The sequence below is a fragment of the Mucilaginibacter sp. MD40 genome, assembly GCF_002288635.1.
GTDB lineage: Bacteria > Bacteroidota > Bacteroidia > Sphingobacteriales > Sphingobacteriaceae > Mucilaginibacter.
In genome coordinates, this window is record NZ_NRSW01000001.1 from 3,807,703 (window position 1) to 3,820,782 (window position 13,080).

Annotated in this window: 14 protein-coding genes; 11 read left to right on the top strand and 3 right to left on the bottom strand. The window is 44.8% G+C overall.

Annotation, left to right across the window (positions count from 1 at the left end; genetic code table 11):
• The first annotated feature begins 163 nt into the window (after positions 1 to 163).
• From CKK33_RS17125 to CKK33_RS17135, 3 genes are all read left to right on the top strand, one after another.
• Positions 164 to 1,762 carry a carboxylesterase/lipase family protein gene (locus tag CKK33_RS17125; RefSeq protein WP_095705280.1) on the top strand — a complete coding sequence of 533 codons (1,599 nt, stop codon included), beginning with the start codon at positions 164 to 166 and terminating at the stop codon, positions 1,760 to 1,762.
• A 92-nt stretch (positions 1,763 to 1,854) separates the two neighbouring features.
• Complete coding sequence (locus CKK33_RS17130; protein ID WP_095705281.1) at positions 1,855 to 2,706, top strand: aldo/keto reductase; 852 nt, start codon at positions 1,855 to 1,857, stop codon at positions 2,704 to 2,706.
• A 19-nt stretch (positions 2,707 to 2,725) separates the two neighbouring features.
• Complete coding sequence (locus CKK33_RS17135) at positions 2,726 to 3,709, top strand: aldo/keto reductase (RefSeq protein WP_095705282.1); 984 nt, start codon at positions 2,726 to 2,728, stop codon at positions 3,707 to 3,709.
• A 56-nt stretch (positions 3,710 to 3,765) separates the two neighbouring features.
• Here the strand turns inward: CKK33_RS17135 and CKK33_RS17140 are convergent, their stop codons facing one another.
• On the bottom strand, positions 3,766 to 4,518 hold the full coding sequence (locus tag CKK33_RS17140) for a LytTR family DNA-binding domain-containing protein (protein ID WP_095705283.1): 753 nt from the start codon (positions 4,516 to 4,518) through the stop codon (positions 3,766 to 3,768).
• Complete coding sequence (locus CKK33_RS17145) at positions 4,515 to 5,564, bottom strand: sensor histidine kinase (protein ID WP_158223467.1); 1,050 nt, start codon at positions 5,562 to 5,564, stop codon at positions 4,515 to 4,517. Before CKK33_RS17145 ends, CKK33_RS17140 begins: the two co-directional genes overlap by 4 nt.
• A 372-nt stretch (positions 5,565 to 5,936) precedes the next feature.
• Here CKK33_RS17145 and CKK33_RS17150 point away from each other — a divergent pair, with 372 nt between their 5' ends.
• The 8 genes from CKK33_RS17150 (at position 5,937) to CKK33_RS17185 (ending at position 12,672) form a co-directional block, all read left to right on the top strand.
• Positions 5,937 to 6,452 (top strand): nuclear transport factor 2 family protein, encoded by a 516-nt coding sequence (locus CKK33_RS17150; RefSeq protein WP_095705285.1) that lies wholly within the window; start codon positions 5,937 to 5,939, stop codon positions 6,450 to 6,452.
• Positions 6,453 to 6,468: 16 nt separating this feature from the next.
• Positions 6,469 to 7,596, top strand: a complete 1,128-nt coding sequence (locus tag CKK33_RS17155; protein ID WP_095705286.1) for an aldo/keto reductase — start codon at positions 6,469 to 6,471, stop codon at positions 7,594 to 7,596.
• Positions 7,597 to 7,694: 98 nt separating this feature from the next.
• A complete protein-coding gene (locus tag CKK33_RS17160; RefSeq protein ID WP_095705287.1) occupies positions 7,695 to 8,498 on the top strand; it encodes an ATP/GTP-binding protein in 804 nt (267 codons plus the stop codon).
• A 44-nt stretch (positions 8,499 to 8,542) separates the two neighbouring features.
• A complete protein-coding gene (locus tag CKK33_RS17165; protein WP_095705288.1) occupies positions 8,543 to 9,709 on the top strand; it encodes a sorbosone dehydrogenase family protein in 1,167 nt (388 codons plus the stop codon).
• 4 nt (positions 9,710 to 9,713) lie between these two features.
• A complete protein-coding gene (locus CKK33_RS17170; protein ID WP_095705289.1) occupies positions 9,714 to 10,139 on the top strand; it encodes a cytochrome c in 426 nt (141 codons plus the stop codon).
• The gene (locus CKK33_RS17175) at positions 10,136 to 10,732 is read left to right on the top strand and encodes a flavodoxin (protein ID WP_095705290.1); all 597 of its coding nucleotides are present in this window, start codon (positions 10,136 to 10,138) and stop codon (positions 10,730 to 10,732) included. Before CKK33_RS17170 ends, CKK33_RS17175 begins: the two co-directional genes overlap by 4 nt.
• Positions 10,733 to 10,794: 62 nt before the next feature.
• Positions 10,795 to 11,274 (top strand): cupin domain-containing protein, encoded by a 480-nt coding sequence (locus CKK33_RS17180; protein ID WP_095705291.1) that lies wholly within the window; start codon positions 10,795 to 10,797, stop codon positions 11,272 to 11,274.
• Between the two features lie 339 nt (positions 11,275 to 11,613).
• Positions 11,614 to 12,672: a PAS domain-containing sensor histidine kinase gene (locus tag CKK33_RS17185; RefSeq protein ID WP_095705292.1), complete on the top strand. Its 1,059-nt coding sequence runs from the start codon at positions 11,614 to 11,616 to the stop codon at positions 12,670 to 12,672.
• Here CKK33_RS17185 and CKK33_RS17190 read toward each other — a convergent pair.
• The gene (locus CKK33_RS17190) at positions 12,641 to 13,030 is read right to left on the bottom strand and encodes a response regulator (protein ID WP_095705293.1); all 390 of its coding nucleotides are present in this window, start codon (positions 13,028 to 13,030) and stop codon (positions 12,641 to 12,643) included. The genes CKK33_RS17185 and CKK33_RS17190 overlap by 32 nt on opposite strands.
• Positions 13,031 to 13,080 lie beyond the last annotated feature (50 nt).

Genomic DNA, 13,080 nt, shown 5'->3' on the forward strand with positions numbered 1-13,080 from the left:
ATTTTCTTCAAAATTACGCTATTAATTCATTAGCCTTTAGGACGTTTGGTTAAATCAGTAATAATGGTACAAACATCCGTAATCTGTATCCTATTCCAGTAGAGGAAACCAGTCATCTTTGTAGTATATAGCATCGTTGCCTTAAAATCAATTCGTAAATCTTATGAAAATAGTATTAGCAGGTCTTGCATTTCTGATCGCATTTTCAGCTTGTGGTCAACAAACTGCCACAGGACCAACTGTCAGTACCAAGGCAGGCGTATTACGTGGCGTTACTGAAGACAGTGTTTCCAGCTTTAAAGGCATTCCTTACGCAGCAGCGCCCATAGGCGAATATCGCTGGCGTCCGCCACAGCCATTTCCCGCATGGAATGGAGAGCGTGATGCTACAAACTATAGTGCGGACTGCGCTCAAATGGGCTGGCCGCGCAATGGAAAATCCATATCCAAATCCTCATCTGAAGACTGCTTGTTTTTAAATGTCTGGAAACCGGTTAATGCAACATCATCCTCTAAGTTGCCGGTAATGGTTTGGATTCATGGCGGCGGCTTCGTTGCAGGAAGCGGCGCACAGCAAAACTTTTCCGGCTCAACCTTCACCGATCATGGGGTTCTCTTGGTAACCGTCAATTATCGTCTGGGCCGCCTTGGTTTCTTTGCGTTCCCAGCGCTTGATAAAGAACATCCCGAAGAACCGAAAGGCAATTACGCTTATATGGATCAGATTGCGGCACTAAGATGGGTAAAAGCCAATATTGCAGCATTTGGCGGGAACCCGGACAACATAACCATTTTTGGTGAATCTGCGGGCGGCGTCTCCGTGCAATCATTGCTCACCATACCATCAGCCAAAGGCTTGTTTCAAAAAGCCATCGTTGAATCGGGTGGCGGCAGGGACGGCGTACTGACGGGAAGGCCGATTAATAAGGATAACGCTGATTCCTATTATCCGATCTCGGCAGAAACTATCGGGATAAACTTCGCAAAAAAGCATAATATCGATGGTACGGACGCGGCAGCACTTGCAAGGCTGCGAGCCTTAAGTGTGGATGAAATTGTCGATGGCGGACAGGAAAACGATGGCAGTACACCTATTTATTCCGGGCCTATCCTTGATGGCAAACTCGTTGTTGAAACCGCGCAAAGCGCTTATAATGCCGGTCATCAGGCAAAGGTTCCGCTGCTGATCGGTTCGAACAGTGCGGAAGTTCCGGCAGGTTTTGTAAATGCCACTTCAAAAGAGGCTCTGCTGAATTTATTCGGCAACATGAAAGCTGAGGCCGGTAAAATTTATGATCCTGATGGCAATACCGATTTTGAAAAAATGCTTACCTGGGTAAATACAGATAAGGTTTGGGCTGAACCCGCCCGGTTTAGTGCAAGGTCAATGGTGGCTAAAGGAGCGCCAGCCTATGTCTATCTATTTTCCTACGTTGCCCCGGCATCGCGTCAGTTTATGCGCAATGGCGCAATGCATGCCTCTGAAATCGCTTATGTCTTCGGCAATCCGCGAAACATGAATGGCGCACCGGTAGATTCGTTGGATAAATTGGTGGCAAAAACGATGAACATGTATTGGACGAACTTCGCCAAAACGGGCAATCCAAATGGTGAGCGCTTACCCAATTGGCCTGCTTATGATCCAAAAACAAATGAATTAGTGGAGTTTAAAGCGGATGGTTCTGCGGTCGGAGAGCCTGACCCAAGAAAATCGAGATTGGATGTGATAGAAAAGGCGGTGACAACTGGCAATCTGCATTAAACGGTAAAAATGGTACAAATTCCCGTAATCTGTATCCAATTAATAGCAATTGCAGGTACGACCTTTGTACTGTTTAATGAAAAACAAAATTTATGCAAACAGTAAAATTAAATAACGGTGTAGAGATGCCAATCTTAGGATTTGGCGTATTCCAGGTAACCGACCTGGCAGAATGTGAGCGGGGTGTAATCGATGCCATCGAAACAGGCTACCGGCTGATTGATACTGCTGAGTCGTATATGAATGAAGAAGCGGTAGGAAAAGCAATCAAGGCGAGCGGTATTGCCAGGGAGGAGCTCTTTATTACCACGAAGCTGTTTATTAAGTCCAACGGCTATGAAGAGGCTAAAAAGTCCTTTGAAAAATCTTTAAAAAAACTCCAGCTGGATTATCTCGACTTGTACCTGATCCATCAGCCTTACGGTGATGTTTATGGTGAATGGAGGGCGATGGAAGAACTGTATAAAGAAGGAAAGATCCGTGCTATCGGCGTAAGCAATTTTCACCCGGACCGGCTGATTGATCTGATCATACATAATGAAATCGTACCGGCTGTCAACCAGGTCGAAACCCATCCATTTCATCAGCAAACTGAAGCTCAGCAGTTCATGATCGATAACAATGTACAGATCGAATCCTGGGGGCCATTCGCTGAAGGGAAGAATGATCTATTCAAGAACGAATTACTGCAATCTATCGGGGAAAAGTATAATAAATCAATTGCCCAGGTAGTATTGCGCTGGCTGACGCAAAGAGGTGTCATAGCGATCCCTAAATCGGTTCGCAAAGAACGCATGGCTGAAAACCTGAACAGCCTCGATTTTGAACTGACTGGCGAAGAAATGGAAAAGATCAAAACGCTGGATACCAATGCCAGCCTTTTCTTCGACCACCGCGACCCTAAAATGGTGAAGTGGTTAGGCGAGCGCAAACTGAATAACTAAAAAACAACTATCTACAATTATGAAAAAGCGGCAATTAGGAACAAGCGGTTTGGAAGTATCAACCCTCGGTTTTGGTTGCATGGGTTTAAGCTTTGGTTATGGCCCTGCAACTGAAAAAGGTGCGGCTATCAAATTATTACATGCTGCGGTAGAACGCGGTGTAACGTTTTTTGATACTGCTGAAGCGTATGGCCCATTTGATAACGAGAAATTATTGGGTGAAGCTTTTGCGCCATATCGTGACAAGGTGGTGATTGCTACTAAGTTCGGTTTTAAAGATGGTAAACCTTCATTAGGAACAGACAGCCGCCCGGAACGTATCCGCGAGGTAACCGAGGCCGCCTTAAAGCGCTTGCGCACCGACCGTATCGACTTGCTTTACCAGCACCGTGTAGATGGTAATATACCGATGGAAGATGTAGCCGGAACGGTTAAGGATCTGATTGCCGAAGGGAAGGTAAAATATTTTGGTCTTTCAGAGGCGAGTGTTGATGCTATCAGGAAAGCACATGCCGTACAACCTGTGGCCGCCCTTCAAAGCGAGTACTCGCTTTGGTGGCGCGAACCGGAGGAAGAAATTATCCCTGTGCTCGAAGAGTTGGGTATTGGATTTGTTCCTTTCAGCCCTTTGGGGAAAGGTTTTCTGACCGGGGCAATCAATGAAAACACTTCATTTGACAAAACTGATTTCCGCAATACGGTTCCTCGTTTTTCAGAGGAAAACAGGAAAGCTAACCAGGGTTTGGTTGAGAAGCTTGGCCATATCGCTGCGGACAAAGGTGCAACTGCCGCACAGATCGCATTGGCATGGTTGCTTGCTCAAAAGCCATATATCGTGCCTATCCCAGGAACAACTAAATTGCACCGCCTGGAAGAAAACCTCGGTGGAGCAGATATCACATTAAGCGCTGCCGACCTGGATACGATCAAAGCATCACTGGATGAAATCGAAGTATTCGGGCATCGGTATTCAGCGGATGCGCAGAAAATGATTAACCGGTAATTCCTGTATAAATTAGCTGTCAATCGTTCTTTAAGGATAATTGACAGCTAATTTTACTACACCCAATCTTTTATAAATTCGCTGAATGCTTCTTTATACTGATCGGTTACGGGTATGGTAAGTTCCCCAATTTGTAAGGTGTTTTTAGTAACTGCTGTAACTGCATTCTTTGCTACAATGAATGAGCGGTGAATCCGTATAAAACCTGAGGCGGCAAGCCGCTCTTCCAAATTTTTCAGGCTTATTAAAGTAAGTAAGGGCTTATCTTGATTTTTAAGAAAGATCTTTACATAATCCTTTAATCCCTCAATGTACAAGATATCCGTAATCTGAATTTTTACCAGTTGGTAATCAACTTTTAAATAAATATAATTTTTTTCAATGTTTTGCTGTGCTGGAATAGAACCGGCATTTACGCTGGTGTTCTTTAACAGTTTAAAGTATTCAAAAGCTTTAGTTGCAGATTTTGTGAAGTCCACGAAGCTGAAAGGCTTTAACAGGTAGTCCAGCGCGTCAACCTTAAACCCTTCCAGCGCATACTGATCGTAAGCTGTGGTAAAAATCACGCGCAGGCTTTTATTTCTTCCTGTTTGTTCGATTATCCTGGCGAGCTCTACACCACTCAAATCAGCCATACGGATATCCAAAAAAAGCAATTGCAGGTCCGGCTGTTCATGGATCGCCTTAAGCGCTTCAATGGCATTAGTGTAAGTAGCCATTAAATGTAAAAATGGCGTTTGCTCTATGTAAGAGGTCACCAGTTTTAAAGCAACCGGTTCATCGTCTACCGCTATACAGTTTATTCTCATTGCAAATCCAGCGTTAATATCACGGTATAATCTTTAAGCTTGAGGTCATTGATGACCTCAAGGATATGCCTGCCGGGATAAAGCAGATCAAGCCGGCGTTTGGTGTTTGCTACCCCTATCCCATTGCTATCTTCCAAATGTTCGGATTTATCTTCAAATAGCGAATTTTTCACTTCAATCTTTACCTGAGTTCCCAATTGGCTGATATCAATATAAATATAACTTGGATGTACCGAACTAATGCCATGCTTAAATGCATTTTCGATAAAGGGTAGAAAAAGCATTGGTGCTATTTCGCGGTTCTTCATCCCTTCTTGCTTTTCGTAAATGACCTGTACGTTATCTGTGAGCCGCAGCCGCATTAAGGCAATATAATCTTCTACGAATTTTATTTCCTTCTCCAATTCTGTAGTATCATTTTTTGTTCCGTAAATTACATACCGCATCATATGTGATAAAGTGTAAATGGCATCTTTAGATGCCGTTGGATTGATATCTGCAAGCGCGTATATTGTGTGCAGGATGTTGAAGAAAAAATGCGGGTTGATCTGGGCCTTTAGCAGAGACAACTCGGTGGTTACCTTTTCGCGGGAAGTCGCTTCAAAGATAACCTGGTCGGCTTTCATCTTCTTATAAAAAGAAATGATGGTGCTAATGCCCAGCAATACCAGAGCGGTCATCATTGTCCAGTAAAAGTCATGCGTATTCTTTGGATCCGGCTTTTGGTTAAATAACTTACGTAGTGCGGCATTTGCGCCGGTTATATGGTCAAGCCATCCGTTTAAGTAAACGGAGACTATGACCAGGATTAATGATATAATGATAAAAAAAAGCAGTTTACCTTTATACAGTAACTTTGGGGTCAGGATCAACAGGTTAAAATAGAACAGGGCGGCCCAAATTAAATGCATGGAGATTCGCTTAACCCAAAATTCACTGGGTAAGTTAAATGGCCAGGTTAACGGGAAAAGCGTATAAATGATCAGCCCTGCCACGATGTAAAAATGTACCGAGAGAAATATCTTTTTTAGAACTGGAGAACCCATATATCCTTTTAATATAAAAGTAGTATAAAAAAGTGCGTTTTGTTTCTCAGGCAAAACGCACCATACCGTTTCAAAACAGTAATCAACTAAATCCCATCTCACCGGGATCGCACAAAGCAGCATATTTTTATGGAATAAAAATCGCCTAATAGACGGTTGGCGTTATAAAATCGATGGAATGGTATTTTTTATCTATCGTCGCTATCATCATAAAATCACCCTAACGATATGCCGAAAATTGCAATTAGTCCCACAAAATCAAAGCCATCGATTTTAAAAGCGGTTTCGTCTATTTTTTATGCGCAGCGGTCTATTACCAAATTCTAAGTAGTTGAAATTGCGTTGATTTGAGATAAACCAAAATACAAAATCATGAAAGCAGTAATCATTGCACTGTTTATGTGCATTGCAGGTATGCAATTATCAAATGCTCAGGCCAAACTGCCAGGAGCGGCAGCCACAACCACCACTAAAGACGAGCAGGAATTACTTGACCTTTCCAAAGCCAAATGGCAGTGGATGGCCGATAAAAAAGTGGATACGCTAAATGAACTGTTCAGTGAGAAATGTGTGTTTGTGCACATGGGCGGCAGTTGGGGTAAAACCCAGGAATTGAACACCATCAAAGGTGGCTTTATCTGGTATAAAAAAGCCGAAGTTTATGGTGCATCAGTAAACATTTTCGGCAATACCGCCATCCTGTTGAATGATATTGACCTGCTGGCTGTTGTAGGCGGTAATGAAGTTACCCATGCTTTTATGGTGACCGAAGTTTATATCAGGGAGAATGGCAAATGGAAAATGGGTTCACTAACCTTTTCTACGCTGTTAAGGCCGGTCAAAATGAATGGCGGAACAAGTCAACAACCAACACAACCACAACATTAACATTAATCTAAAAAATATGAATCGTCGTGATGTCTTAAAAACAGGGCTGACACTTGCAGGCAGCTCTTTGCTTGCTTCAAATGTAAACGGCAATGCCTTAATGCCCGGAACAACTGCACAAAACGCAGCGCCCGGACGGCGCAAGCTTGGTGGTAAGCTGGAAGTTTCCAGCATCGGCATCGGGGTACAGAATATGCCGCGGACTTATCAGACTACTATTCCATACAGGCCTGATATGATCAAAATTATACAGAAAGCATATGATCAGGGCGTTACCTTATTTGATACGGCAGAGGCATATGGGCCATTTGAGAGCGAGCGGATATTAGGAGATGCGGTTTCTTCCTTCCGCAATAAGATTGTGATCGAAACAAAATATGGCTGGAATATAGACCAGGCTACTGGTCAGCGTTTACCCGGTTTGAACAGCAAGCCCGATCACATTAAATTGGTTGTTGAAGGCATGCTGAAACGTCTTCGCACCGACCGGATCGATCTATTATATCAGCACAGGGTAGATCCGGCAGTACCCATCGAAGATGTTGTCGGCGCCATTAAAGACCTGATTCAGCAAGGAAAGGTGCTGCATTATGGACTTTCTGAGCCCGGGTCCCAAACGGTAAGGCGCGCGCACGCGATTCATCCCATTACTGCAATACAGAACGAATATTCTCTTTTATGGCGCGGACCTGAAGAAACAATTATCCCGCTTTGCCAAGAATTGGGAATCGGTTTTGTTTGCTGGAGCCCGCTTGGCGTAGGTTTCCTTACCGGTGCCATTGACGCCAATACACGGTTTGCACAAGGCGATATTAGGGGGATAGAGGAACGGTTTTCACCTGAAAACCTGCCAAATAACCTGGCATTGGTCAAGTTATTAAAAACATGGGCGGATCGGAAACAAGCTACACCCGGTCAGGTATCACTCGCCTGGCTACTGGCACAAAAACCGTGGATCGTTCCAATACCTGGTACTACACAGATGGCGCACATGCTCGAAAACAGCGCTGCAAATGAGGTGAAATTCACCGATGACGATTGGAAACAATTTAACCAGGAATTAGCAGGGATAGCGATCAAGGGTTTACGACTGCCTCAGGCTGTATTAAACTTTTCGAATGTCGAAGCACCTGCTAAACAGTAATTCAAGAGCGGTGTAAAGCACCTGAATGCAAGCGATTAAGGGAGTAGGTTGTTCGTAATTCTTTTTATTAATGATTTAAAATCAAATAATTGACTGCTATGAAAAAGCTATTATTATCCATCATTGTGTTATTTATCGGGTTGACCGGATTTGCGCAGCGCCGTTTAGAAAAACTATGGGAATCTGATTCCCTTACCCTGAAAGGCCCGGAATCGGCGCTTTTTGATGCCAAATCCCAATCGCTTTATATTTCCAGCATGGGTGCAGGTAGTGTTGTGCAAATGGATCTGAACGGCAACATAATGAAAAGTGATTTGGTAAAAGGCCTCAATGCCAATAAGGGATCAGGGATTTATAACGGCTTATTTTATACTGCCGAAACATCGGCTGTTGCCGTTATCGATCTTGCAAAAGGTGCTATCATTAAACGCATACCAATCGAAGGCGCAGGGATGTTAAACGATCTGGCCATAGATTCAAAAGGAATTGTTTATGTGAGCGATACCAGAACTGGCAAAGTACACCGGATAGAGGGTGACAAACCTGCCGTATACCTCGAAGGTATACCGGGTGCAAACGGATTGCTCACGGTCGGTGATGATCTATATGTGGTAGGCTCAACGCTATTCGAAAAAGTAAGTTCCGGTAAAGAAATCACAAAAATCGGAGATGGTTACGAAAGCGGTCTTGATGGTATCGTCATGATAGCCAAGGACGAGTTCATACTCAGTAATTACACGGGGATCTTATACGATGTTAAAGTCGACGGCACAAAACAGGTATTATTGGACACCCGCTCCAAGGGAATAATGTCCAACGATATCAGTTATAATGAGAAGACAAATACGCTATATGTTCCTTCATTTCGTACCAACCGCATCATCGCTTATAGCGTAAAATAAGACGTCAACGAATCATTTTTCAAATCATTTTAACATTAACCGCTATGAAAAAAATACAATTTATACCTCTCGCCGCCGTGTTGACCGGCCTGATTTTACTTGGGAATACCTATAAAACTGCGGCGCAAAACGCCGGTGACGGTTCAGTTCCTGCCATTACCGATGCCAGCGCTAATCTGCCTTTAGATAAAATTAAATTACCTGCCGGCTTTTCGATAAGTGTGTACGCGGAAGTTCCGGGGGCCAGGTCGCTGGTGATGTCCCCCTCCGGGACCCTCTTTGTAGGAACGATGAGGCAAGGTTTCGTTTACGCTGTAAAAGATGTAGATGGCGATAATAAAGCAGATAAGAGATGGGTGATTGCCTCAGGCATGAATAACCCCAACGGCGTAGCGGTTAAAAACGGTAATTTGTACGTCGCTGAGATCAGCAAGGTCACCAAATACACTGACATCGAAAATCATCTCGCCAATCCCGGCAAAGGCGATGTTATCTATGATAAATTCCCCACAGAATGGCCGCATGGCTGGAAAAACATTGCTTTCGGACCGGACGGCAAGTTGTATGTTCCGGTAGGCGCTCCATTCAATATTGGTATGCCCGACGAACGGCACGCATCCATATTCCGAATGAACGATGATGGAACGGGAATTGAAAAATTTGCAAGCGGGGTACGCAACAGTGTCGGTATTACCTGGAGCCCAACGACGAAAGAAATGTGGTTTACCGACAATGGCCGGGATATGCTGGGAGATGATTTGCCTCCCGACGAATTAAATCATGCACCAAAGGCAGGGATGAACTTTGGGTATCCCTATTTTCATGCCGGCACCATCAAAGATCCCGAGTTTGGCGGCACCCACCAGGCCTCTGAATTTACACCGCCGGCTCAAAACCTTGGGCCGCATGTTGCTTCGCTTGGTCTTAAATTCTATACTGGCAATATGTTTCCTGCAGATTACAAGAATCAAATATTCATTGCAGAACATGGCTCCTGGAACCGCACCAAAAAGAACGGCTATAGGGTCAGCCTGGTTAGCGTCAAAGACGGTAAAGCCTCAGGTTACGAAACATTCGCCAGCGGCTGGCTGGATGACGCGACCCAAAAGGTATGGGGCCGGCCGGTAGACGTGCTTGTACTCGCGGATGGATCAATGCTGGTTTCGGATGACACAGCAGGTGTAATCTATAGAATTACTTATAAAAAATAATGGGATGAGAAGGCCATTCTTCCTCATCCTATTTACCTTTTTATCGCTCATTTCGCAAGCGCAAAAAAGAAAATCACATGTTACCTATAGGGTGACCGGAAAAGCGATATATGTAAAGCATTGCATGACATGCCACCAGTCAGACGGAACCGGCGTACAGAACATGATGATTCCGCCGTTGATAAAAACCGACTATGTACTTGGACCTAAAGCAGCGATTATTAAGATATTGCTAAACGGACTAAATGGAGATATAAAGGTTAACGGGGATAATTATTCAGGCGAAATGCCCTCGCAAGCTGTGTTGAAAAACAGCGAAATAGCAGCAGTGTTGACCTATGTGCGCAGCAGTTTCGGCAATAAAGCCAGCCCGGTAACCGTAAGTGAAGTAAAAAGCGCCCGGGCTGCCAATAAAAAAGCAGGGTTATGAAAAAGCGGATCTTTCTATTTCTCCTTTTTGGATTGTGTTGTATGGCATGCTCAAGCGCACAATCTCAATCATCAAAAAAGATTTTGATCGTGTATTTGTCGCGAACTAATAATACGAAAGCGGTTGCTCAAATGATTCAAAGCTATGTGGGTGGAAGGTTGGCAGCGCTTGAGTTGCAAAACCCTTACCCGGCAAATTACCGTCAGCAGGTCGACCAGGTTGTGCACGAGAATGAGACGGGGTTTCTGCCACCATTAAAAACCAAAATTGACAGTATCGAAAAATATGATATCATATTTATAGGTTTTCCGACCTGGGCAATGCAGATGCCGCCGCCCATGAAGAGTTTTTTACATCAGTACAATCTCGCCGGGAAAACCATAATTCCTTTTAATACTAATGCCGGCTATGGGGTAGGCAGTGGCTTCGAAACATTGAAACAGCTTTGCCCGAATAGCACTGTACAAGAAGGCTTCTCAACCACAGGAGGGAAGGAACGTGATGGAATACTCTTTGTTATGAAAGGCGAAAAGGAAATTCAGGTACGGGAAGAAGTGAACCAATGGCTAAGGAGAATTAAGATGCTAAAATAATTGCAGTTGTGCAACTTCTTTTAGCAGCTCAACCAGAGGAACGATAACTAAAATCTATTGTTATGAAAACTGAAAATTTTATAAAAAGGCTTTCCGGAGGAATATTGACCGGTATCATTTTCGTTGTTTTCCTTCCGGGCAGTGCGAGCGCCCAAACCGGTCGAGACTCGACGCGATCAATCCCGGCAGGCGGATTCTTCACGGGCGGTACCGCCTCCGTAATCAGGATTCCGGCTGTACCGGAAATAAACTGTGGCGTAGCCAAGGTTAGTTTTCCAGCCGGCGTTCGCACGATATGGCACGCTCATGCAGGCGGGCAGATCATTGTAGTTGTTTCAGGCACGGCCTGGTACCAGGAAAAAGGTAAACCAAAGCAGGTTATTAAACAGGGTGAGTCGGTGATCTGCCCGCCAAATGTAATGCACTGGCACGGCGCTACACCCGATGGACCTATGGTACATACGGTAGTCACTCCTAATCTGGACAAAGGAGGTGTTACATCAGGACAGGCTGTAACAGAAAAGGAGTACAAATCATTGTAGGATATTTTTTGCAAATAAACCATCAATATATTTTTGATTCCGCTTAACTATTTGCTAATTATAATTGAGCTTATTGCATGGAATGGTCGCTCCATGTCCGGGATGAATTAATCGTCGAAGTTATCGATGATCCGCTGTTCATCCGCTCTAAAGATAACGTGTTTCGACACGTCATCGTTAAATAATGCCCGATGATCATTTTAACTGGTGACGGCAGTCATTATTTGGCATTGGATACATCACTACTTTTATTGTCTGAATAATACCGGCACACAAATACGGTCGGTGCGATCACAGGGTATGATCGTCCGTGGAGCTAAATTAATTTTAACAAAATAGATGAAGGATACCGACCTGGTCGCGGCGATTTACGAGCATATGGCCGACGGAATTGTGATCGCAGACGCAAAGGGGTTGATCTTGTCTGCCAACAAGGCGGCCTGCCTGATGTTCGGTTACGCCGGAGAGGAATTGTACAGACAGCCTTTTGGGATCCTGTTAAGCGCTTCGGCCGCTCCCCTCGCTATGCGGTTCTGCGGCGAGGTGAAAGCACTTCAAAGGAATGGCTCCAGATTTCCGGCCCGCTTATCGGTAAGCGGGGTGATGCACCAGGGCCAGCAGTACTACGCAGCGGTCTTTTGTGATCTGAGCCGGGAGAAGGAAACGCAGGCCAGCGATGAGGTCCATATTTTCCTGCGCAAAGAAAGCGAGCTTAAGCGGATGAAGCATCGTTTCATCGCGCTGGCCTCACATGAGTTCCGGACCCCTTTGAGCAGTATCCGCTCATCGGCTGCCTTGATCGAACGCTATTATGACCGTTTGGACCGAACCAGGGTGTTCCGGCATTTACATAAGATTAAAAAGTCCGTGGGCGGACTGATCGCTATGTTGGAGGATTTTTTAGAAATGGAAAAAATTGACAGCGGCAAGCTTCAGCCGGTCGGCCAAACGTTTGACCTGGCGCAGCTTTGCGGGGAGATCGTTGCAGAAATGCAAGAACAGGCACAGGCTGGTCAGACGATCACGTACCGACATACCGGTCTTGAGACAAACGTTTTTCTGGACAAGGATATGCTGCGGTATTGCCTCTGCAACCTGTTATCCAACGCGATTAAATATTCCGGAGATCAGGGCATCATCGACATGCGGTCGGTGATCTCGGCAGAGGACTGGCGGATCAGTGTCATCGACCACGGGATCGGGATCCCTGTGGCCGAACAGGCCCATTTGTTCGATGTATTTTTCCGGTCGTCCAATACGGTCAATATACCGGGTATCGGTCTTGGTTTGCACCTGGTCAAACGAATCACCGAACGCTTACAGGGTAGTATCAGTTTTGAAAGCAATGAAAAGGCCGGCACCACTTTTACCTTGTGTTTTCCACCCCTCCATCACTAAGCATTTTTTTCACGGAGGCAAAAAGTTCATTTTCATCAAAAGGTTTGATGAGGTAATCGCAATAGCCGATGGACAGGGCCTTTGCCCGGTCGGCATTTTCTGATTTAGCGGTCATAAAAACAAAGGGGATATGCCCTGTTGTAGTACTTTCCAGTAATGCGCTGAAAACCGCATAACCATCTGTTTCCTGCATCAGCACATCACAGATCACCAGGTCAGGCAATTCCAATTCGGCCAACCTGATACCTTCCGTTCCGTTGTTGGCGGTAATGACCAGATAGCCCTCCAGTTCAAGTAATTCTGCTGTGTTTTCACGGATATCCTGGTTGTCTTCAATAAGTAGTATCGTTTTCTGCATGTTAGATGCACCGTTAATAGGTTCGGATCAGCAATTACTGGTTAAATATC

Coding starts and splice junctions, on each gene's coding strand:
- CKK33_RS17165 (WP_095705288.1), top strand. CDS start 8,543: ATGAAAAAAATACAATTTATACCTCTCGCCGCCGTGTTGACCGGCCTG.
- CKK33_RS17140 (WP_095705283.1), bottom strand. CDS start 4,518: ATGAGAATAAACTGTATAGCGGTAGACGATGAACCGGTTGCTTTAAAA.
- CKK33_RS17190 (WP_095705293.1), bottom strand. CDS start 13,030: ATGCAGAAAACGATACTACTTATTGAAGACAACCAGGATATCCGTGAA.
- CKK33_RS17180 (WP_095705291.1), top strand. CDS start 10,795: ATGAAAACTGAAAATTTTATAAAAAGGCTTTCCGGAGGAATATTGACC.
- CKK33_RS17150 (WP_095705285.1), top strand. CDS start 5,937: ATGAAAGCAGTAATCATTGCACTGTTTATGTGCATTGCAGGTATGCAA.
- CKK33_RS17185 (WP_095705292.1), top strand. CDS start 11,614: ATGAAGGATACCGACCTGGTCGCGGCGATTTACGAGCATATGGCCGAC.
- CKK33_RS17135 (WP_095705282.1), top strand. CDS start 2,726: ATGAAAAAGCGGCAATTAGGAACAAGCGGTTTGGAAGTATCAACCCTC.
- CKK33_RS17125 (WP_095705280.1), top strand. CDS start 164: ATGAAAATAGTATTAGCAGGTCTTGCATTTCTGATCGCATTTTCAGCT.
- CKK33_RS17160 (WP_095705287.1), top strand. CDS start 7,695: ATGAAAAAGCTATTATTATCCATCATTGTGTTATTTATCGGGTTGACC.
- CKK33_RS17130 (WP_095705281.1), top strand. CDS start 1,855: ATGCAAACAGTAAAATTAAATAACGGTGTAGAGATGCCAATCTTAGGA.
- CKK33_RS17145 (WP_158223467.1), bottom strand. CDS start 5,564: ATGGGTTCTCCAGTTCTAAAAAAGATATTTCTCTCGGTACATTTTTAC.
- CKK33_RS17175 (WP_095705290.1), top strand. CDS start 10,136: ATGAAAAAGCGGATCTTTCTATTTCTCCTTTTTGGATTGTGTTGTATG.
- CKK33_RS17155 (WP_095705286.1), top strand. CDS start 6,469: ATGAATCGTCGTGATGTCTTAAAAACAGGGCTGACACTTGCAGGCAGC.
- CKK33_RS17170 (WP_095705289.1), top strand. CDS start 9,714: ATGAGAAGGCCATTCTTCCTCATCCTATTTACCTTTTTATCGCTCATT.